Origin of the sequence: Pseudomonas marincola (assembly GCF_900116605.1) — a bacterium.
Classification (GTDB): domain Bacteria; phylum Pseudomonadota; class Gammaproteobacteria; order Pseudomonadales; family Pseudomonadaceae; genus Aquipseudomonas; species Aquipseudomonas marincola.
Genome location: NZ_FPBC01000008.1, coordinates 228,024 through 248,892, shown reverse-complemented (window position 1 = coordinate 248,892; position 20,869 = coordinate 228,024). Strand labels below are relative to the sequence as shown.

Here is a 20,869-nt window from a genome sequence, read left to right as displayed (position 1 = left end):
TATGAACACTTCAGAAAAACTCCAGAAGCGGCCCAGTGTTCGCAACTGGCTATGGGTTGGGCTGGTTGTATTATTGATTGTCGGCAGCACTCTGTGGAGCCAGATGGGCACCGTCCGCCTGGCTGCCAAGAGTTACGTGTTTGGCTATCCGTTGGTGCTTACCGAGCTTACGCGCAACAGCTTCACTCACTCGATCGCTCCGGCCAATCGCCTGGTGAACATGGCCGAATTTCCCGAGGCTGACTTTCGGGTTTTCGTCAGGCCGAATATAGACACGCTCTATACCCAGGCTTGGCTTGATATGGAGGCAGGGCCCTGGGTGTTTGAGGTTCCAGCCTGCTCGCGTTATCTGGTGATGCAGTTTCTCGATGCCTGGAGCAACGTGTTTGCCAGTGTTGGCACGCGTACAACAGGTGACGAAGGCGGGCGCTTCTTGCTCGCGGGGCCTGACTGGGATGGCCAAGTTCCGGAAGGCATGACCTTGCTGCGTTCATCCACACGCATGAACTGGCTGCTCGGCCGGATTCAAACCAATGGAAAAGCTGACTATAGCGCTGTGCATGCCATACAGGCTGGGCTCAGTCTGCGCAGCCTCGACGACTGGAAGCAGGACAAAGTGGTCGAGGCGCTGCCGTTCAAATTGCCTGAGCAATTGCCACCGTCACCACTGTTCGAGATGCGTAAGCTGGCCCCTCGGGCCTTCTTCGGACAGTTGTCGAGATTGATGGAGGACAATCCGGCCGCCGCGACAGACGCTGCCGCCGTGGCCGAATTGGAGCAGCTTGGCGTGCGGGTTGGCGAGGGCGAGCCGCGTTGGAACTGGCTGCAGGAGAAAACCGTGGCAGTGGGCATGTGGCTGGCGGAGCGGGAGATGCACGAGGCTCTGGAACGTCGCGATCTACTCGTCAACGGTTGGCGACAAGCGCCCAAGCATATCGCCGCCTTTGGCCAGGACTACGGCGTTCGCGCGGTAGTGGCCATGGTTGGTTTTGGTGCCAACCTCGCTGCCGAAGCCACCTACCTCAACGCCATAACCGATGCCCACGGTGAGGTGCTACAAGGTGATCAGCGCTATCGCCTGCACTTCGCTGCGGACCAGCTTCCACCTGCCAAGGCCTTCTGGTCGCTGACCGCTTACGATGATGACGGCTATCTAATCCCCAACCCTCTGCACCGCTTTGCGCTGGGTGACCGCGATAAGTTGGTCTACAACCCCGATGGTTCGCTGGATCTGCTGATGCAGAGCGAAGCACCGGGAGAGGAGCAACTGAGTAACTGGCTCCCCACTCCCAACAGTGGTCCGTTCAGCATAACCGGCCGTATTTATCTGCCGACCCAGCGCATGCTCGATGGCCAGTGGCAAATGCCCGGTATTGAGCGCCTCTAAAACACGGACTGATTGTTTGGGGATCGCAACATGGCTTACGACTTCATAGGCAAAGTAATACTGATTACCGGCGCCGCCGGGGGAATAGGCGCCGCCACCGCGCGTGAGCTGTATAGCTTGGGGGCTTTGTTGGTGCTTACGGACATGCAGCAAGAGGCGGTTGACCAGCTCGCTCAGGAGTTCGACGCCGAACGAGTCCTTCCGCTGGCGCTGGATGTGACCGATGCCGAGGCTTCAAAAAGAGTGGTGCAGAGCGCGGTTGAGCGCTTTGGCCGCCTCGATGTGGCATTCGCCAATGCAGGCATTGCCTGGCGCAGCGATCCCAAGACTTTGCGTATATGCCCCACGGATGAGTTTCGGCGCATCGTCGAAGTGGATCTGTTCGGTGTGTGGAATACGATGCAGGCGGCCTTGCCGGAAGTCATTCGCAATCAGGGACAGATACTGGTGACCTCATCCATCTATGCCTTCATAAACGGTCTGGTTAACGCACCTTATGCCGCTTCCAAGGCTGGCGTAGAGGCCTTGGCGCGTGCCTTGCTCGTCGAGCTGGGCGGCACCGGTGCCACGGTCAGTGTGGTCTATCCGGGCTGGACCGAAACGGCTATAGCCAAGATTGCCTTCGGCGGTAATGACCTGGCCACACGAATGAACGAAACCGTGCTGCCGAACTATCTGCGCCAACCCATCCAGCCCCAGCAGGTGGCCAAAGCGATTACGCAAGGTATGCGTTCTCGCCGGCCGCATATTGTTGTGCCTGGAAGATGGACACCAATTGCACTGCTGCGAGGCTTGCTCAATCCTCTGATTGATAGCTATCTGCAAAGGCATAAAGCATTGCAGAAGCTTTTACGAGAGCTGGAGTCTGGCTCAGACGGCGGGAGTTGATTGATTAATCGGCTGCTCTGGGCCGAGGGAGACATTCTCGGCCCAGAAAGACTAAAGCCCGTTCCTTGCGGTGAATGCAATGGTCTGAGCTAACTGGGAACGCAGAAAGCAAAAAGCCCCTGAAGATCACTTGGAAATTCAAGGGCTTAATGTGTTTCAAATGGTGGGCCGGGGGGATTTGAACCCGCAGCCAAGCAAGCAATTACGTGCCCTCCAGCGAAGAGGCTGGCATAAGGCTGTCATTACATCCCGAGCAGCAGTTTGGTCTTGCGTACGCTCAGCCAATTTTCCGAGAAGTTATCTCGAAGGTTACTGGTTGTATGGGCGCTAATGTGCTTGTTCATGGCCTCCAGAGACACTAGTCGATCCAGCCATTTGCTGTGATGGCAGTAGCGGACTGCGGCCATATCCGGGCTATTCAGGAACCACGTCGTCTTAGGATCAAGCGACCGGGCGTAAATTATCAAGTCGCGCTCACCTGGATCGAGCAACACGTTAGGGTTGTCCAGTGCGAACTGAGCCCTTGCCTCATTCGTGATATTTTCGATGTGATGGAATGAGCCACGAAGAGGTGCCAATTGAATCGTCTGAGCTGGGCTTCTGTTCTGAAAGCCCGTTTGAGTTTCTTCCACGACAGTCTCAACCGTCGCAAGCCTGAAATAGCTCGCTAACGTGTTCCAGCAAGTGACCCTGTGAGCCTCTAGGATCACATTGGTATCGACAAGTACGATTTGATCCTTCTCGAACATCGTTATCCTCAAAGGTCGTACGGAGTCGGGAGATTATGATTCTCGAAGAGCTTCGCAAGCTCATCTACGGTCACGCCCAGAAGCGAGGCTCCTCTGCGCACCGAGACATAACCCTCGTCAATGCCCCAGCCCAGGGCCGCCATAAATCGCTTACCGTACTTGGCTGGTGGCTTGGTGCGCTGAGCCTCACCAAGGTTTCGAATAAATTCTTCGCTAACAATGGCACTCTTATTGAGCTTGCCCATGTTAACCAACCGCCATTGAAGAGCAACCGCACTAACTCCAAGAATCTGCGCATTTGAGGTAAGCCAGGTTGCGAGTTCTGAACCTTTTTTTAGCTCAGACTTCTCAATTAGCCTCTCAATTAGACTGCCCGGCATGAGCAAGCCTGCCGCAAAATTGTCAGCGAGCTGCTCTACTCGTTTCGATTTCTTATCAGTTGGAGTTTCAATATCCAGCCTAGGAGGCGGCATTGTGTCCCAAGTTATTAGGTGAAAAAGCTCGTGGGCCATATCGTAATTGCGCCGAGCCAGAGTTTCATTCCGGTTGATCACAATTGCGTTCAGCTGGTTCAGCCGGCATGCTGCCCCGGAGATGCCTTGCTCGGTGTCAACTTCAAGTACAAGAGTGTCAAGCTTTTCCTCGAGCGCATCAGCTAGCCTCTGAGATGGAATATTACCAAGCTCAAGAGCCTTTCCCATAGCCTCGCCTTCGGCGACAGCCTCTTCGAAGGTAGATTGGTGATTCAGCGCCACTCGCCGAGTTGACGAGTTAATCACCTCTCCTTTCAGCTTCGATAGGTGGCGATAGGCCGCTATCCACCGGCCTGCTCGCAGCTCGAAATCATCCAGCAGTTCGGGCTTAGTGCCGTTTTGCCGCCAAGAGAAATGGCCTTCCCCTGCTAGTTCAAAAGGATCGGTAAAGTAGTCTAGGGAAACGCCAAACACTTCCGCTGCTCGAACCATTTCCTCGGAGCTGAGTTTGCGCTCTCCGGTCTCGATCTGAGACAGAGTCTGGCGATCCTTGAAGCCAAGTGCTTCGGCGAGAGCCTCTTGCGTCAGGCCGTGCTTGCGACGCAGATGCTGTAGGCGGAAGGTAATATTTGGGGTGGTCATGGCTCCTCCATTCGGTTGCGGAGCATAGTCATCAGTATTGGTCCATGCAAGGAAATCTTGCAATATATGCTTTTGCAAGATTTTATGGGTTTACACTTCGGGTGGTTCCCACATTGCTTCTGCCCTGTTCCCAGCGTCTAGATCGGCCGTCGGCATCCAACGGCCGTACACTCTGGCAATCATCGTCCAGTCGCTATGCCCCATCTGCTTGGCCACCCACATTGGATGCTCCCCAGAAGACAGCATCATCGAGGCGTAGGTGTGGCGCGTTTGGTAGGGGCGTCTGTACCGAACCCTGGCCTTCTTCATCGCATGCACCCACATGGTTTTTCGAATCGGCTGATCACCGGCCCATCGCTCGCCAGTCCGAGGGTTCTGGAACACCTCATTACCTGCGTGGAAAGTGTGAGCCTTTTGCGCGGTCAGCGCGGCAAGGGCGGGCATCAACAGTTTGATGCTGCGTTTCCCCGCCACGGTCTTGGTCACTTCAGCCTTTCCTCCTGCCGCTTGGGTCATTGCCCGGGACACATAAGCCTCTCCCTTCAGCCAGTCGATATCCCCCCAGTCCAGCGCCACGAGTTCGCTTGTGCGCATTCCGGTCCAGAGTGCGAACTGCACTAGGTTGCGAGCCTGCCCATCAATAGAAGCCAGGATTGCTCGCTGCTCCTCTGGTGAGAACGGATCCACGTCATCCTCCTTTACCTGATCCTTCCGGGTATACGTCCAGCCGGCCAGAGGGTTCACCTCCACCAGCTCTTCATCGACAGCATCGTTCAGGGCTGAGCGCAGGCAGCTCTGGATGTTTCTCAAGGTTTTGTTACTGACCTGTAAGGTTGCAAGCCAGTCACGCACTGCCTTGCGCTTCAGGTCGACCACCATGGCATGGCCGAGGGCTGGTACCAGACGAAGCTCTACGATCTTTCGGTAACCCTCATAAGTGCTGTTGGAGACATGCTTCTGTTTTCCAGCCAGCCAGCGGGTCAGAAAACCGGCAACCGTCTCCCTACTAGACTCGGGCGCGAACTGCACCGCCCTAGGCGAGCGGGGGAAGGTGATGGCGTAATCGAAGGTGCCTGCAGCAATGGCGTGCTCAATAGCTGCTTTGTGCCGCTCGGCAAGCTTTAGGTTAGTGGCGGTGGGCTTGAGTGAGAGGCGCTCACGGCACCGAACCCCGCGGTACATGAACGTGATTTCGATACTCGAGTCCGAGACCGCCCGAACTCCCCGCCCATCTCTACCCATGATTCATATCCCTCTACATCGATTAAAACCCGGCCATCTGGGGCCTTGATCCATATTTCTCCGAGCCGCCAAATTCCGTCGCGAAGCTTCGAGCGGATAGCGTCTTCGGAGTAGCCAGACGCGCTGGCAAACTTTCTGATGGTTACGTAGCGCATACGTCGTTATTCCTGACTGATCAGGATTTGTGATTGCGCGCAAGGTGGCGTATCTGCCCGTTGACTCCGGCTTGCTGGAAAAGTGTTGGCTTCCGGATTTTTCGCGAGTTCCTGCTTGTGCAGGCAGCGGTTAACTTTGGTTTTGGTCATTTCCGAGTCCCCTTTAACTACACGGCTAGCCTACGGGTGGCTGCCCCGCGTGTGTTTCGCTTTCAAGCAACAAAAGCGACGGAAATTAAAAGTCTGGTAATTCCCTGCCAGGTGGATGGACGAGGCCACGTGGGCTGACGCAGTCAGATTGCTGCTTGCTCTCTGAAACCCAAGGACAACCTCAGGTTTGATGTAGCCTTTTCTGCTCGTAGGCGATGCGGTTCATTACGCAGATTGGAATTGCGAACCCTTGAATATTTGTTTTGAAGGTTTCGCAACCGTCTTCGACGATTCCACAGGGCACACCCCGGCGGAAACGCATTCCCCTGCCGATGTAGTTGCGCAGGATGATTTCCCAGGACTCATCGTCGTAGTAGAAACCTGTGATGTCAGCCCAGTTGGCCTTGACTCCGCTTCCAATGACTCCTTCAGGTGTCAGGCAGAAAATTTCTACCTGGTTTTCCTGGGTGACTGGTACGGCGTAAATCCGGCCATTCGGTGCTACTGGTGGGAAAGTTCGCCCGTTCCCAAGGTCACGAAATTCCATGGTAGTGCTCCGTGTGCATGACGTTGCATGACACGCTATGCCAGGTCTTGGAAATCCCAAACCGGCCCTGTCGCAGGGTTATGCCGTTGGGTTTTCTGCAAGCCGCCGTAAGCTGTGTTGATCACAACAGGGATTAGCGCCATGGGTAGTACATCAACAGCGATTCGAGCTAGCTTGCTGGCTGCGGCAGTAGCTTTTCTGGTTGGGTGTTCTGCCACTCAATCGCCGAAGACAGTTCAGCTTCCTGAGCCAAAGGATGTCCCGAAGGAAAAATGGTCGGATGCAATGCACGTTCTGACTGCCATGGGGATTTCCGGGCAGCGTGACGTTCCAATCGAGATGGTAGGGGGAGTTGATAGAGTGAGCCCCGCCAACAGCTCAGGGGCAGGGCTAGGGGACGCTGGATTAAGTGCGATTGGATATGTGTCACCGCCTTCAGGCATGAGCGGTGGCGCAGCCGCAGGTGTTGGCTTGGGTTTGATGCTACTGGGTGGATCAAGTGATCCGGCTCGTGCAACTCAGGTTGTTGCCTGGGTGCCTTCCGATCAGGCCGGCTCACCACAGGAGGCATCGGCTCTGGCCCTGCAGAAGGTGGAGGAGGCCCGCAGAAAGAGTTTTTCAGGTGGTATGTCAAAGCTGGGTATGCAGACCGGCCGATACCCTGATGGTCATTCGCGCTCGTACGCAACGCCAGCAGATATTTTTGCGGAGCGTCCTATCCCATTCGCGGATACACCCGCAGCCTCACCAAGCTTCTTGGCGTCGCCTCGCAGCTACGGGCCAATCTTTATCCGGCACAACCAGTTCACGCTTGATGCCTACAAGAATGACATGACGACCTCGGAAGCCATGCTGCTCGCATCGAAGCGCTTACCCGACTGGATCTACATTTACCATCCAGGCCAACGGTTGAGAAAGAATTCGATCCCTGCGGCAATCTTCAATCAGGGCCGCGCTCTCTATTTCGTCGGTAAGTAATTCTGCTGGGCTTTATCGCCGCGGGTTTCTCAAAGCTCTCGGCGATATTTTTGGGTATGCCTTAGCTGATACGTTCAGGGGTAACGTTTTTCCTGGAGTTCAATTTTATAAGTAACGGTCTAAGTGATACGGCTAAAAATCACCACCCAAACTGATACATGAAAGGAAATCCCATGTTCGTCCGCGCTTACCTTCGCGCTTCCACTGCGGAGCAGGACGCCAGCCGTGCCCGTGACGCTCTGCAGCAATTCGCTGCTAACCATGGCAAGGCCATTGCCGCGCAGTATATCGAGAACGCCAGCGGGGCCAGGGCCGACCGGCCGGAGCTGCTGAGGCTGCTAGCTGATGCCCATAGCGGTGACGTGTTACTGCTTGAGAGCATTGATCGGCTTTCACGGTTGCCGGCGGCTGATTGGCAGGCGCTCAAGACCGCGATTGACTCCAAGGGACTGCGCATCGTCGCCTTGGATCTGCCGACCAGTCACCAAGGTATGAGAGAAACGGCAGGTGACGAGTTCACTGACCGAATGCTGGCAGCTATCAACGGCATGATGATCGAGATGATGGCGGCTATTGCGCGCAAGGACTATGAGCAGCGTCGGGAGCGCCAAGCGCAGGGTATTCAGAGGGCAAAGGCTTCCGGCGCTTACAAAGGTCGGCCAACTGACAAGGGGCTGCATCAGCGCGTTGCTGAGCTGCTGGGCGCTGGCCTGGGCATTCGGGCGACCGCTCGTCACGCAGGGTGCAGCACCACCACAGTGCTTAAAATCCGCGATGAAATGATCGAGTAATAGCGCAGCTTAGCTTTACGTGCTGTCGAGCAGCAGTGTCATCGGTACGAATTCTACTCAGATAGCAGGCCTTATTCGCCGCCTGAGTAGAATCCCGATCCCCTGGAATGAACTGGCTCGTTTAACGGCCCAAGCGACGCCGCAGTGCTCTGATAATTCTGGCGCGCAAGAGGAAGCTTGCGACTGACACCGCTAGCGCTATACCGCCCGCCAGTTCGCCGAAACGGACGAACGCAACGATGTTTCCCAGGGCGAGAACCATAAGGCCGTAGAACTCGGCATTGGCCTTGCCGGCAGCTAGAGCCTGATGTTCGGTGAGCATCCACTTCGGCGACAGGCAGAAGGGGCATACGGACGACTCCGGGTCACGGCCGCCCACTGGTACTCCGCTGATGTAGAACGGCGCGCTGGTGATCACTTTCGGAACCATCATCTTCTTGCAGCACTGGCACTCAACTTTGCTCATGACGTGAACCTGCTGGACTTGGCGCATGCCTGAACGTTACCCGAGCACTGGTGAATCCCAAGTCAGCGCCTTGCGGGCCTGCCGATGTGCTGCAAATCAGTCGGTGTGATGTTTCTTGTCGAGATGATCCGCGACCTTGTAGCCAATCACCGCCACCACTCCCAACGTGCCGACCACGCCAATGAACGCATAAACCAGTAGCTCAATCGAGTCCATGTCTTGCTCCTTCTGGGCTGAGAACTTGCATTGAATCCAGCTTCTCATCTGCTGTGCCAATCCCAAGGATTTCATCCTCCTGAAATCCCTTTTCGCCGGTATGGCTGATTGAACTCGAGGGCGACCGGCGCACCGCTCATATCCGCTTCGCGACACGTGTCTCAAAAAAGCATGCTCACACTACCTCTCTTGCCTATGGGAGTCTGACGGTTCACCTCACATAGAGAGAATCTGTCGATTTTGGCCGAAGGGGTGTCGTGAAGAGGTGTTGCCGCTGCAACCCGCATGGTTGCTCGGTTTCAGGTTCTTCAGGGTGTTTTGTACAGGTTAAGTGGTGTCGTAAAGGGGTGTTGCTGTCCGGGCAAGGGGTGTCGTGAAGAGGTGTTGCTACTGCAACCCGCATGGTTGCTGGGGTTCAGGTTTTTCAGTGCGTCTTGTACAGGTTAAGGGGTGTTGTAAAGGGGTGTTGTTCGGGTAAGGGGTGTCGTGAAGAGGTGTCGTCGCTGCAGCCGCATGGCTGCATGGGTTTCCGCTATTCGCCATGCACCATGGAAACATCGGCAGATCACGACGGATGACGACTGAGCATCAGGGGGCATTCGTCAGGTACACACTGTGACAACAGATGGTCGGCAAATGACGACGCTACGGGCCGAGCGAAAGAGCGCGTGCAATAAATGCGCAACAGATGACGACGTTGAGCTGCATGAAGAAGTTCGCTACTCAAATGATAAAGCCGGCTGATCCATCACCTGCCGGATAATCACTGCATAGGTTGCTAAAACCCGATTTCAAGAACATGTTGCAGCAGACGTGTCGTTGCTGGCGACACGCTTGGGTGCGGCCTCATCATCTTCGAGTATTGAGAACGGAGCGCAATGAGCCGTCGGGCCTGTGACATGCAGCCAGCTCGACGGGTTAAACTTGCGTTTTTGCCCGTACTCTAAGGAATTATTGCGTGAACACGGAGAATCATTCCCAAACCGCCGCCTTCCTCTGGTCGATTGCCGATCTGCTGCGCGGTGACTTCAAGCAATCCCAGTACGGCCGCATCATTCTGCCGTTCACCCTGCTGCGGCGCATGGAGTGCGTGCTGGAGCCGACCAAGGACGCCGTGATCAGCCAATCCTGCGCCCAGGAAGGGCGGCCTGACCTGGTGCGTGAGAAGCTTCTGCTGCGCGCTGCCGGTCAGCAGTTCTTCAACGCATCGCCGCTGTCGCTGGGCACGCTGTCCGATACCCAGACCAGCGAAGACTTGATGAGCTATGTGCAGGCCTTCAGCACGGACGGCCGCGAGATCTTCGAGCATTTCCACTTCGAGGATTTCGTCCAGCAGTTGGCGTCAGCCGACTTGCTGTACCAGGTGGTGCAGCGCTTCGCGGCGGTCGACCTGAGCCCCAAGCGCATCAGCAACTTCGGCATGGGCATCATCTTCGAGGAACTGATCCGCAAATTTGCGGAAAGCTCCAACGAAACCGCCGGGGAGCACTTCACTCCGCGCGACATCGTGCACCTGACCACCTCGCTGGTGATCACCGGTCAGGACGACAAGCTCAAGCCCAACAGCATCGTCACCATTTACGACCCGACTGCGGGCACCGGCGGCTTCCTGTCCGAGGGCGACGAGTACATCCAGTCGATCAGCGAGCAGGTTACCGTGTCCCTGCATGGTCAGGAGCTCAACCCCGAGTCCTACGCCATCTGCAAGGCGGACATGCTGATCAAGGGCCAGAAGGTCGAGAACATCAAGCTGGGCAACACGCTGTCGGATGACCAACTGGCCGGCGGCAAATTCGACTTCATGCTCAGCAACCCGCCATTCGGCGTGGAATGGAAGAAGGTGCAGAAGCGGATCACCGACGAGCACAGCGAAAAAGGCTTCGCTGGCCGCTTTGGCCCCGGCCTGCCGCGGGTGTCCGATGGCTCGCTGTTGTTCCTGCTGCACCTGACCAGCAAGATGCGTGACCCGCGTGAAGGCGGTTCTCGCATCGGCATCATCCTCAACGGCTCGCCGCTGTTCACTGGCGGTGCCGGCAGTGGCGAGTCGGAGATCCGCCGCTACCTGCTGCAGAACGACCTGGTCGAGGCGATCATCGCCCTGCCCACCGACATGTTCTACAACACAGGCATCGCCACCTATGTGTGGGTGCTGTGCAACCACAAGGCCGCCGCGCGCAAGGGCAAGGTGCAGTTGGTCGATGGTACCCAGCACTTCAGCAAGATGCGCAAATCCCTGGGCAGCAAGCGCCAGTTCATCACCGACGAGCAGATCGAGGCCTTGGTACGCCTCTACGGCCGCTTTGAGCAGACTGCTCAGAGCAAGATCTTCCCCATCGACGCCTTCGGCTACCGGCGCATTACCGTCGAGCGCCCGTTGCGCCTGAACTTCCAGGCCACCCCGGATCGCATCGAGCGCGTCCTCGAAGAAAAAGCCATGCAGAAGCTGGACGACGACGCTCGCCTGCGTCTGCTGGCCGCGTTGCAGTCAATGGATGCCGGCATCGTCCATCGCAACCGCGAGCAGTTCGGCAAACTGCTGAAAAAGGCCCTGACCGGACATGGCATCAGCCTCAGTACCGCCGAGCAGAAGGCGGTGATGAACGCGCTCGGCGAACGCGACCCCGAGGCCGATATCTGCATGAGCAAGGGTCAGCCCGAGGCAGATAGCGGCCTGCGCGACAACGAGAACGTACCGTTGGGCGAGTCGATCTACGCTTACTTCGAGCGCGAAGTGAAGCCCCATGTGCCGGACGCCTGGATCGACGAGAGCAAGCGTGATGCCCAGGATGGCGAGGTCGGTATCGTCGGCTTCGAGATTCCGTTCAACCGGCACTTCTACGTGTTCCAGCCGCCGCGTCCGCTGGAAGCCATCGACCGCGACCTCAAGGCCTGCACCGACCGCATCAAGCAGATGATCGAGGCGCTGTCGGCATGAGCGAGCCAAACACACCCCGCAGTGCAACGGACGACCGCTTCGACGAAGTGCTCGCGCTGATCCATAGTGCCAGGCAGCAGGCCATGCAGGCGGTGAATACCCGGCTGATCGAGCTGTACTGGCAGGTCGGCGCTTATATCAGCGGCAAGCTGGAACAGGCCGAGTGGGGCGATGCCGTGGTCAGTCAGCTGGCCGAACATCTGGCCCGGACCCAACCAGGGTTGCGCGGTTTTACCCGGTCGAATTTGTTCCGCATGCGGCAGTTCTACGAGACCTACCGCACCGAGGAAAGAGTCGCACCACTGGCGCGACAATTGTCCTGGTCGCACAACCTGATCATCTTCAGCCAGAGCAAGCGCCCGGAAGAGCGGGAGTTCTATCTGCGCATGGCGGTTCAGGAGAAATGGTCGAAGCGCGAGCTGGAGCGCCAGTTCAAGGCGGCGCTGTTCGAGCGCAGCGTCACCCAGCCGGCAAAAGTATCGGCAGTGCTGAGACACACTCACCCCGCCGCGCTGGAGGTGTTCCGCGATGCCTACATGGTCGAGTTTCTCGACCTGCCCGGCGGCCACGCCGAGGCCGATCTGCATCGGGGCTTGTTGACACGGCTCAAGGATTTTCTGATCGAGTTGGGCCGCGACTTCTGTTTTGTCGGCTCCGAATACCCGCTGCAGGTCGGCGGGCGTGATTTCGCCCTAGACCTGCTGTTCTTCCACCGTGGCCTCAACTGCCTGGTGGCCATCGAGCTCAAGGTCGGCCGCTTCGAGCCGGAGTACCTGGGCAAGCTCGGCTTCTACCTGGAAGCGCTGGATCGTGACGAACGCAAACCTCACGAAAACCCCGCCATCGGCGTGCTGCTGTGTGCCAGCAAGGACGACGAAGTGGTCGAGTACGCCCTCAACCGCAGCCTATCGCCGGCGCTGATCGCCGAATACCAGACCCGTCTGCCGGACAAGCAGTTGCTGCAGGCCAAACTGCACGAGTTCTACGCCCTGAATACCGCACAAGGAGAGGCGCAATGAGCCAGTTCAAGGCGTACCCGGCGTACAAGCATTCCGGGGTGGAGTGGTTGGGGGAGGTGCCAAGTCACTGGCGGGTAGAAAGCCTGAAGCGCTGCTGTAATGTGTTCCCAAGTAACGTGGATAAAAAGTCCTATGAAGGACAAATACCAGTTCGTCTTTGTAACTACACTGACGTGTATTACAACGAAAAAATAGATGCCGGTATAGAGTTTATGTCTGCAACTGCTACGCAGGAACAAATCTCAAAATTTAGTCTGCGCGCCGGAGATGTAATATTTACTAAGGATTCAGAAACTGCCGATGATATTGCTATTGCCGCTTATGTCCCCTTCGACCTTCCAGGAGTGATTTGTGGCTATCACTTGTCAATGGCACGACCGAGTGCAGATGCAGATGGGAGATTTGTAAAGTGCTTTTTTGATAGCCATTCAGCCAAGGCGTATTTTGCTATTTCTGCAAATGGGCTGACGCGCGTCGGATTAAGCCAATACGCAACAGATAACGTACCTTTGCCTCTCCCTCCGCCGCCAGAACAAACCCAAATCGCCCGCTTCCTCGATCACGAAACCGACCGCATCGACACCCTGATCGAAGAGCAGCAACGCTTGATCGAACTGCTCAAGGAAAAGCGCCAGGCCGTTATTTCTAACTCCGTCACCAAAGGCCTCGACCCGTCGGTGCCGATGAAGGACTCCGGGGTGAAGTGGCTGGGCGAGGTGCCGGCGCACTGGGATGTTAAAAAGCTCAAGAACATAACTTTGAAAATAATAGATGGCGCACACTTTACGCCGACTTACGTTGATGAAGGTATTCCATTTCTTCGGGTTACCGATATACAGACTCAAGACTTGGATATGGATAGCCTTAAGCGAATTCCAGAAGATGAGCACCGGGCACTCATTAAAAGATGTAATCCTGCGAAGGGCGACGTCTTGCTTTCAAAGAACGGAACAATTGGCATAACCAAGGTTGTGGACTGGGATTTTGATTTCAGTATATTCGTTTCTCTGTGCCTCATTAAGCCGGCCCAGAGTGTCTCGTCCAAGTACTTGCTGAACATGCTTTCAGGTAATTCTGCTTTGGAGCAGTTCAATGATTCTGGTCAGAAAACATCTGTTACTAACTTGCATTTAGAGAAAATTAGAGAGGTTTTTGTCGCGCTCCCGCGCGGTGGTGAGCAAGCTCAAATATCAAACTTCATAGATCAGAAAACAGGTGAGCTAGACAAGCTTATATCCGAGGCTAAATGTGGGATTACCCTCCTGCAAGAACGCCGCTCCGCCCTGATTTCTGCCGCCGTCACCGGCAAAATCGACGTGCGCGGCTGGCAGCCGCCGTCCCGCGCGCAAGCCCCCGTAATAGAAGAAGAGGCCGTGTAATGGCTGACAGCAAGGAAGCCCAGTTCCAGCAGGACATCATCAATGCCATGACCGCCCAGGGCTGGCTCACCGGCCCGGCCAGCGGCTATGACCGGTGCACGGCGTTGTATACGGAAGACCTGCTGGCGTACTTCAAGGACGCCTGGCCGGAGCGCTGGGACAAGTTCAGCAAGGCCAACCCCAATGACCCGGAAGGTGTGCTGATTCAGAAGGTGGTGCGCGAACTGGAGCAGAGCGGCACCCTGGACGTGTTACGCCATGGCTTCAAGCTGCCGGGGGTGAAAGTCGACCTGTGCAGCTTCCGTCCCGACCACGGGATGAACCCGGATACCCTCAAGCGCTACCAGTGCAACCGCCTGCGTGTGGTGCCAGAAGTGTCTTACTCGCCCCATGCGCGTGAAGCCGCGAGCGACGGGCAGAGCTACAACCCGCGTCTGGATCTGGTGCTGTTCGTCAACGGTATCCCCACCGCTACCCTGGAGCTGAAAAGTGAGTTCAAGCAATCGGTGGAAAACGCCAAGCGCCAGTACTGCAAGGATCGCCCGGTCAAAGACCCGCTGACGCGCAAGCCCGAGCCGCTGCTGACCTTCAAACGCGGTGCCCTGGTGCATTTCGCCGTCGGCCAGAACGAGGTGGCGATGACCACAAAACTGGCCGGCAAGGACACCTTCTTCCTGCCGTTCAACCTGGGCAGCGAAGATGGCGGTGCCGGCAACCCGATGCCGCAAGACGACAGCCAGTACGCCACCGGCTACCTGTGGCAGCGCTTGTTCCAGCCGGATGCCTGGCTCAAGGTGCTGGGGCGCTTTCTGCACCTGGACAAGAAAACCTCGGAAGACTTCGAGGGCAGGCCGATCACTAGGGAGACCATGATCTTCCCGCGTTATCACCAGTGGGAAGTGGTCAACACGCTGATCGACACCACCCGTGCCGAGGGGCCGGGACGACGCTACCTGATCCAGCACAGCGCCGGCTCAGGCAAGTCCAACTCGATTGCCTGGACCGCCCACCAGCTCGCCTCGCTGTACGACGAGGCCGGGCAACGGCTGTTCAACTCGGTGATCGTGGTCACCGACCGCACCGTACTCGATAGCCAACTGCAGAACACCATCTACCAGTTCGAGCATGCCCAGGGTGTGGTCAAGCCGATCACCCGCGACGTCGGCACCACGAGCAAGTCCGAGCAACTTGCCGAGGCATTGGCCGAGCAGACGCGGATCATTATCGTCACCATCCAGACCTTCCCGGCGCTGTTCGATGCCCTGGACAAGTATCCCAAGCTGGCGTCCGGGCGCTATGCGGTGATCGCCGACGAGGCCCATTCTTCGCAGACCGGATCATCGGCCAGCAAGCTGAAACAGATTCTAGGCAGCGATGCGCCGGATAAAGGAGACGAGGAAGAATCGGTCAGCGCCGAAGAGCTGCTGGACGCAGCCGTGGCCGCGCGTAGCCCCAACGAGCGCATCAGCTACTACGCCTTCACCGCCACGCCCAAGGCCAAGACCCTGGAGCTGTTTGGCCGCCCGGCCAATTCTGAGCTGCCGCCGAGTGCAGGCAACAAGCCCGAGGCGTTTCACCTGTATTCGATGCGCCAGGCCATCGAGGAGGGATTCATCCTCGACGTGTTGCAGAACTACACCACCTACAGCACCGCCTGGAAGATCGCCCACCCGGATGCCGAGGACGAGGAAGTCGACTCGAAGAAGGCCCGCAGCAAACTGGCGCGCTGGGTGCGCCTGCACCCGTACAACATTGGCCAGAAGGTCGAGGTGATCGTCGAGCACTTCCGGCAGAACATTCGCTACCTGCTGGGTGGCCAGGCCAAGGCCATGGTGGTGACCAGCAGTCGCCAGGAGGCGGTGCGTTACCAACTGGCCATGCACGAGTACATCAAGCAGCAGGGCTACAGCGATGTGCATCCACTGGTGGCCTTTTCCGGCAGCGTGTTGCCCGATGGGGTTATCCCCGAGGAAGTCAGCGAGAACAGTAGCGTGCTCAATCTCGGCCTGAATGGCCGCGACCTGGCCAAGGCGTTCGACACCCAGGACTTCAATGTGATGATCGCCGCCAACAAGTACCAAACCGGCTTCGATCAGCCCAAGCTGTGCGCCATGTACGTGGACAAGAAATTGCAAGGCGTGGACTGCGTGCAGACCCTGTCGCGCCTGAACCGCACCTTCCCGGACAAGCGCACCTTCATCCTTGATTTCTTCAATGACCCCAAGGACATCCTGGAGTCGTTCCTGCCTTACTACACCAAGGCCGAACTGACCGACGTGACCGATCCCCAGCTCATCTACGACCTGCAGAAGAAGCTGGATGCCGAGGGCATCTACCACTGGCAGGAAGTGGAGGCGTTCGCCAGCGCCTTCTTCGACCCCAAGGCCGCCGCCAGCAAGCTCAGTTACTACTGCCAGCCGGCCAAGGAGCGTTTCGCCAAGCGCTACAAGCTCGCCGCCGAGGCGCGCGCCCAGGCGCTGGACTTCAAGCGTACCGCCGCAGCCAATGGCGACAGCGCCGGCCTGAAAAAGGCCGAGCACGCGGTCAAGGAGGCCGGCGAGCAGGTCGATCAGCTGGACCTGTTCCGCAAGAACCTGCAGAGCTTCGTGCGTCTGTACGAATTCCTCTCGCAGATCGTGCCCTATGAGGATCGCGAGCTGGAGCAGCTCTGTGTGTTCGCCAAGCACCTGTACCCGCTGCTACGCATCGACCGCCTCGACGAAGACGATGTGGATGTGGGCGAGCTGCAACTGACCCACTACCGGCTGACCAAGCGTGCCGAACACCAGTTGCGCCTGAGCGAGGAGCAGGGCGAATACGGTCTGGAGCCCGCCACCGACATCGGCAGCGGCAAGGCCCACGATCCCGAGAAAAAACACCTGTCGGAAATCATTGAGGCGCTCAACGACATCTTCGGTGCCGAAGTCAGCGACGACGACCAGCTGCATTTCCTCACCGGCATCGCCCAGCGCATCAGCCGCCAGGACGACGTGATGGCCCAGGTCAACAGCCAGCCGGCCGACCAGGTGATGCACGGTCTGTTCCCCAAACGGGTGGAAGACATCGTGCTGGACGCCATGACCGACCACGAAAAGCTGTCGCTGGAAGTGCTGGATAACGTGGCCAAGAGCCGGGCGTTTGCGCTAGTGATCTACAAAATGCTGAAGGCGATGAGCGGCGTTGATGAGCAGGCAATGCGCGGGCTCTGATGGTTTTTCAGCGGGCTGAGTTGCGATTATGGAGAAGGAACCAGGATGTCGATTCCGGATTTTCAAAGCGTCATGCGCCCGGTGCTGGAGGCGGTTCGAGACGGTGTAGCGATTCCGCTCAGCGTGTTGCGCGAAAGCATCGCTGATGTATTCCAGTTAACCGAGGAAGAGCGCAAAGAGCGGCTGCCGTCGGGGCATCAAACGGTGATCAACAACCGGGTGGGCTGGGCCAGGACCTACCTGAACAAGGCCGGTCTGCTGACTATTCCGAGCAAGGGCATGGTGCAGATCACTGCCCGTGGTCGGGAAGCACTGGCCAACGGCCCGGAGCGCATTACCGTGGCCTGGCTGAAGCAGTTTCCGGAGTTTGCCGACTTCCATACCGCTAAACCGCAGACCGTTGATGTGCTTGGAGTGCTTGAAGTCGAGGCTGCCGAGATCACACCGGACGAGCAATTGGCCGAGGCTCATCAGGCACTGGTGCAGTCACTGGCCGATGAGCTGTTGGCGCAGGTCAGGGCGGCCACGCCAGGGTTTTTCGAGCAACTGGTGGTCGATCTGATGTTGGCCATGGGCTATGGCGGCTCGCGCAAGGAGGCCGGCAAGGCAACCCAGGCCACCAACGATGACGGAATCGACGGCATCATCAAGGAGGACAAGCTCGGCCTGGATGTGATCTACCTGCAAGCCAAGCGCTGGACCAATACGGTGCATCGTCCCGAGATCGACAAGTTCATCGGCGCGCTGACCCGGCAGCGGGCACGCAAGGGCGTATTCATCACTACGTCGGAGTTTTCCGTAGGCGCACGCGAGGCGGCACTTGGCCTGGATATCAAAGTGGTACTGATCGATGGCGTCGAGCTCGCGCGGCTGATGGTCGAGAACAACCTGGGCGTGAGCGTTAAGCAGGTGTACGAGGTGAAGCAGCTCGACAGCGATTACTTTGCTGAAGAGTGACTCACAACCCTGGTGGCGGTTCAGCCCAGCAGGTATGAGGCCGGATATCACTGTTGGGCTGGCAGTTAGTATCCCAACCAGGGGGTAGGGCTACCTACAAAACCTACAGAACTAGGTTTCGTAGGTTTTGTAGGTAGCCCTGCCGGCCTTTTGAGTAAACAGGCTGGGTCGAGGCTACGTTTTTCGCCAGACATAGCGTGTCGATGGGCGGCCACCTTTCTCACCGGCAACCTCGTAGCCAACGATGAAGTCGTGTTCAACCAGAATTGCGAGCGCATTATTCACGGCGTCCTGCGAGCCCAATCCCGTCCAGTCCTTCTGGCGCACCTCTCGTGCGGTAAACGGCTCGGGTAATTTCTGCTGACGTTCCAGGAGCAACCGGGCCCCCAGTAGTGGGGCGTTAATTGCTGCACCGTACAACCGCTGTGCATGGCTCATCAGGTAGGCCGCCCAGCCAATTGCTCGGGTAGCAGCCTCTGCACTGACCACTTGCAGTCCTCCGCCGATAAGCTCGAATAGAAGTGCTAATCCGGCAATGGTCTGCGGCATTTTTAGGAAGTGGGATTGCAATGCTGGATGTAATTCTTCCCTCCGGCTTTCCTGCATGTGACGGGTATACCAAGCGTTAAATATCTCCTGTGCCTCCGGGCTGAACCTGAGTGCAGAACGAGGCTCATCGGGTATTTGGTCGAGCTGCTCGATAACCCAATCCACGCGCTCAGTGGCGGCTTTGTTCGGCCAGCGGTCCACCAGACGCCATTCGCGGACATCGTCGGGATAAACGGCGAGTTGCAGGCGCTGAATCAGGCCGTCATCCAATTCGCCGCTGATCGCGGCGCGCACCAGCGATGCGATTCGTGACGGTTGAATGCCGCCGATCAAGGATAAACAGCATGACTCGATGAAAATGGTGCCGCGCCCAATGCGGTCGTAGGTGAATGAGCCGTTGCCATCGAAACATTCCAGGTAGAACGCTCGCGCAACAGAACCGTCCTCGCTCTGTATCGTCGCCAGCCAGCCTCCCAGCTCGTCACGCACAAGCAGTAGGCCGTTGGGGTTTTCGTTGAGCAGTTCGCCGAGTTTCTCGACAGTTGAGTCGTTGACGATGTACCGGCGCAGGACTGGAGCCTGCATGTCGCTGGAAAGTCTGTTCAGTTCCGCCAAAGCTGCGTTCTTGTCGCCGCTACCGAGAAGTTTTTTTGCCTTGACCTTGGCGGCGTTGCGCTCCATTTCAAGCAGCTCGCTGCTGGCCTTGTGCTCGGCCTCAGCCAGGCCGTACTGTTTTCGCTCCCTGGACTCCAGGGCATGCAGTGGGCGCAGTGCCTGTTTGAGTGCTGGCGATTTCATCGCTGATGGTCGACCGATGATGACGCCCCATTGATTGGGGACGACCATCCAGTCGTCGTGCTGTTTCGGGTGGATGGTAAATTTGCGACCCACCACAGCGCTGGCAGCAACCACGAGTGCGACCCCAATAAAGTCTGGTGGGCACTGGGTGCGTTCAGCGACATCGCGTACATATTCCCGCAGATCGGCTGGCAATAGCTCGTCACGCCAGGGCATGACCCGAGACAGCCCGCTCGGGAGCGGCTTTGGCGCAATTTCCAGACTCAGATATGAGGTAAGTGCCGGTTCGGGCATCTCTGCCAAGAACGGCGGCATCTGCTCGTGTGTGGTCATTGCTCATCTCTCTCGGAGAGATCCTGAGTGACGCCATCACGCTCGCTGATCTTGCTCTCCAGCCAGGCCTCCACCTCCGCGACGACGAAGTAAACGCCAGCCTGTTTGCTCGGGCCAAATTTGATGGGGCGAGGGAAGCTGGGGTCGGTTTCGCGCAGCTTTTCGAGGCCGGAGCGGCTCTTGTCAAAGCAGTGCTGCAGAGAGGTGTGACTAATCAGGTATTTCTTGGGGGCATGTGTCGGCATGTGTGGGTCTCTGTGTGTAAGCCGACACAGATTTAATACCCCCGACAGCGCTTTGGGGCGCGATTTCAAACCAAAAAAGCGACGGAAAACGTTTTCTTGGTTGTTGAGGTAAAGGCGGCAGCCGCGGATAGGCTTCGCGGGCAGGGGGCTGTCATAAAGCTGGCATAACCCAGCCAAAACAGCCCTAAAAGGCACAAAAAAGGCACTGTAGCTATTCGCTAAGTGCCTGATTCTTAACGCTTATTTGGTGGAGCCGGGGGGATTTGAACCCCCGTCCGCCAGTTCTCCGCTGTCGGTTCTACATGCTTAGCCGTGTCTATTAAGTTAACCCTTGGCCGCCCGACGGGCAGGGTGCTTTGGGCGAGTTGTGTAAGTTTTAGCCACTTCGTCCACAACGTACTACGCGGCGATTCTGTTCTATATGACAATCATTTCGGGTTTACAGACATCCCCTAATGATTGCTGGAGCCGAAGCTACCAGAAGTGCGACTAGGCTGCTTACGCAGCTAGTTGGGCACCGTAATTGTCATCATTGGCAATTATAAAGTTTGCAACAGTGGATTTACGAGTTCTGTTACCCACTCGGCATGCCCCTCGAGTTTCGCTACCGGCGTCGAATCCTAATCGGCCCCAAAACTGTCGTTGCAGGGCAATTGTACAGCCAAACCATGGCTAACGTCGACCGTGCTGATGATCAAGCCTGCACGGGGCTGAAACACCAGTTATGATTAGGGCCCTTCAGGCAGGAAGCTTCGACTTCA

The 20,869-nt window shown here is 57.3% G+C and carries 17 protein-coding genes and 1 other RNA gene; 9 read left to right on the top strand and 9 right to left on the bottom strand.

All coding sequences use genetic code 11. The features are described 5' to 3' along the window. The first annotated feature begins 1 nt into the window (after position 1). Complete coding sequence (locus BM395_RS14890) at positions 2-1,387, top strand: DUF1254 domain-containing protein (protein ID WP_090513142.1); 1,386 nt, start codon at positions 2-4, stop codon at positions 1,385-1,387. A 30-nt stretch (positions 1,388-1,417) separates the two neighbouring features. Further along, complete coding sequence (locus BM395_RS14885; protein WP_090513139.1) at positions 1,418-2,275, top strand: SDR family NAD(P)-dependent oxidoreductase; 858 nt, start codon at positions 1,418-1,420, stop codon at positions 2,273-2,275. A gap of 242 nt (positions 2,276-2,517) precedes the next feature. Here the strand turns inward: BM395_RS14885 and BM395_RS14880 are convergent, their stop codons facing one another. The 5 genes from BM395_RS14880 to BM395_RS14860 all read right to left on the bottom strand — a co-directional run bounded on the left by BM395_RS14880 (position 2,518) and on the right by BM395_RS14860 (position 6,233). Next, positions 2,518-3,024, bottom strand: a complete 507-nt coding sequence (locus BM395_RS14880; protein ID WP_048377395.1) for a hypothetical protein — start codon at positions 3,022-3,024, stop codon at positions 2,518-2,520. An 8-nt stretch (positions 3,025-3,032) separates the two neighbouring features. Beyond that, positions 3,033-4,139 carry a helix-turn-helix domain-containing protein gene (locus tag BM395_RS14875; protein ID WP_048377394.1) on the bottom strand — a complete coding sequence of 369 codons (1,107 nt, stop codon included), beginning with the start codon at positions 4,137-4,139 and terminating at the stop codon, positions 3,033-3,035. Positions 4,140-4,229: 90 nt separating this feature from the next. Then, a complete protein-coding gene (locus tag BM395_RS14870) occupies positions 4,230-5,381 on the bottom strand; it encodes a tyrosine-type recombinase/integrase (protein WP_090513137.1) in 1,152 nt (383 codons plus the stop codon). Between the two features lie 161 nt (positions 5,382-5,542). Beyond that, positions 5,543-5,686, bottom strand: a complete 144-nt coding sequence (locus tag BM395_RS23375; protein WP_170860600.1) for a hypothetical protein — start codon at positions 5,684-5,686, stop codon at positions 5,543-5,545. A gap of 181 nt (positions 5,687-5,867) precedes the next feature. Beyond that, positions 5,868-6,233, bottom strand: a complete 366-nt coding sequence (locus BM395_RS14860) for a hypothetical protein (RefSeq protein WP_090513134.1) — start codon at positions 6,231-6,233, stop codon at positions 5,868-5,870. 141 nt (positions 6,234-6,374) lie between these two features. Between BM395_RS14860 and BM395_RS14855 the strand changes: the two genes are divergently transcribed. Together BM395_RS14855 and BM395_RS14850 are read left to right on the top strand one after the other, a co-directional pair. Next, entirely contained in the window at positions 6,375-7,211 is an 837-nt protein-coding gene (locus BM395_RS14855) for a hypothetical protein (RefSeq protein ID WP_090513132.1), read from the top strand. Positions 7,212-7,384: 173 nt separating this feature from the next. Continuing rightward, complete coding sequence (locus BM395_RS14850; protein ID WP_090513131.1) at positions 7,385-8,002, top strand: recombinase family protein; 618 nt, start codon at positions 7,385-7,387, stop codon at positions 8,000-8,002. A 121-nt stretch (positions 8,003-8,123) separates the two neighbouring features. Here BM395_RS14850 and BM395_RS14845 read toward each other — a convergent pair whose 3' ends face one another. Beyond that, entirely contained in the window at positions 8,124-8,468 is a 345-nt protein-coding gene (locus BM395_RS14845; protein WP_090513129.1) for a hypothetical protein, read from the bottom strand. Between the two features lie 1,174 nt (positions 8,469-9,642). Here BM395_RS14845 and BM395_RS14840 point away from each other — a divergent pair. The 5 genes from BM395_RS14840 to BM395_RS14820 are packed head-to-tail and all read left to right on the top strand — an operon-like array spanning position 9,643 to position 18,183. After that, on the top strand, positions 9,643-11,619 hold the full coding sequence (locus tag BM395_RS14840) for a type I restriction-modification system subunit M (RefSeq protein WP_090513128.1): 1,977 nt from the start codon (positions 9,643-9,645) through the stop codon (positions 11,617-11,619). Further along, positions 11,616-12,638: a PDDEXK nuclease domain-containing protein gene (locus tag BM395_RS14835; RefSeq protein ID WP_090513126.1), complete on the top strand. Its 1,023-nt coding sequence runs from the start codon at positions 11,616-11,618 to the stop codon at positions 12,636-12,638. Before BM395_RS14840 ends, BM395_RS14835 begins: the two co-directional genes overlap by 4 nt. Then, positions 12,635-14,017 (top strand): restriction endonuclease subunit S, encoded by a 1,383-nt coding sequence (locus BM395_RS14830; protein WP_090513125.1) that lies wholly within the window; start codon positions 12,635-12,637, stop codon positions 14,015-14,017. Before BM395_RS14835 ends, BM395_RS14830 begins: the two co-directional genes overlap by 4 nt. After that, entirely contained in the window at positions 14,017-17,226 is a 3,210-nt protein-coding gene (locus BM395_RS14825; protein WP_090513123.1) for a type I restriction endonuclease subunit R, read from the top strand. Before BM395_RS14830 ends, BM395_RS14825 begins: the two co-directional genes overlap by 1 nt. Positions 17,227-17,271: 45 nt before the next feature. Further along, a complete protein-coding gene (locus BM395_RS14820; protein WP_090513122.1) occupies positions 17,272-18,183 on the top strand; it encodes a restriction endonuclease in 912 nt (303 codons plus the stop codon). A 174-nt stretch (positions 18,184-18,357) separates the two neighbouring features. Here BM395_RS14820 and BM395_RS14815 read toward each other — a convergent pair whose 3' ends face one another. From BM395_RS14815 to ssrA, 3 genes are all read right to left on the bottom strand, one after another. Next, on the bottom strand, positions 18,358-19,863 hold the full coding sequence (locus BM395_RS14815; RefSeq protein WP_090513120.1) for a YfjI family protein: 1,506 nt from the start codon (positions 19,861-19,863) through the stop codon (positions 18,358-18,360). Beyond that, on the bottom strand, positions 19,860-20,108 hold the full coding sequence (locus BM395_RS14810) for a helix-turn-helix transcriptional regulator (RefSeq protein WP_090513119.1): 249 nt from the start codon (positions 20,106-20,108) through the stop codon (positions 19,860-19,862). The genes BM395_RS14815 and BM395_RS14810 overlap by 4 nt, the downstream gene beginning before the upstream one ends. Before the next feature lie 245 nt (positions 20,109-20,353). Next, positions 20,354-20,740: a transfer-messenger RNA gene (gene ssrA / locus BM395_RS14805) on the bottom strand. Positions 20,741-20,869: the final 129 nt, after the last annotated feature.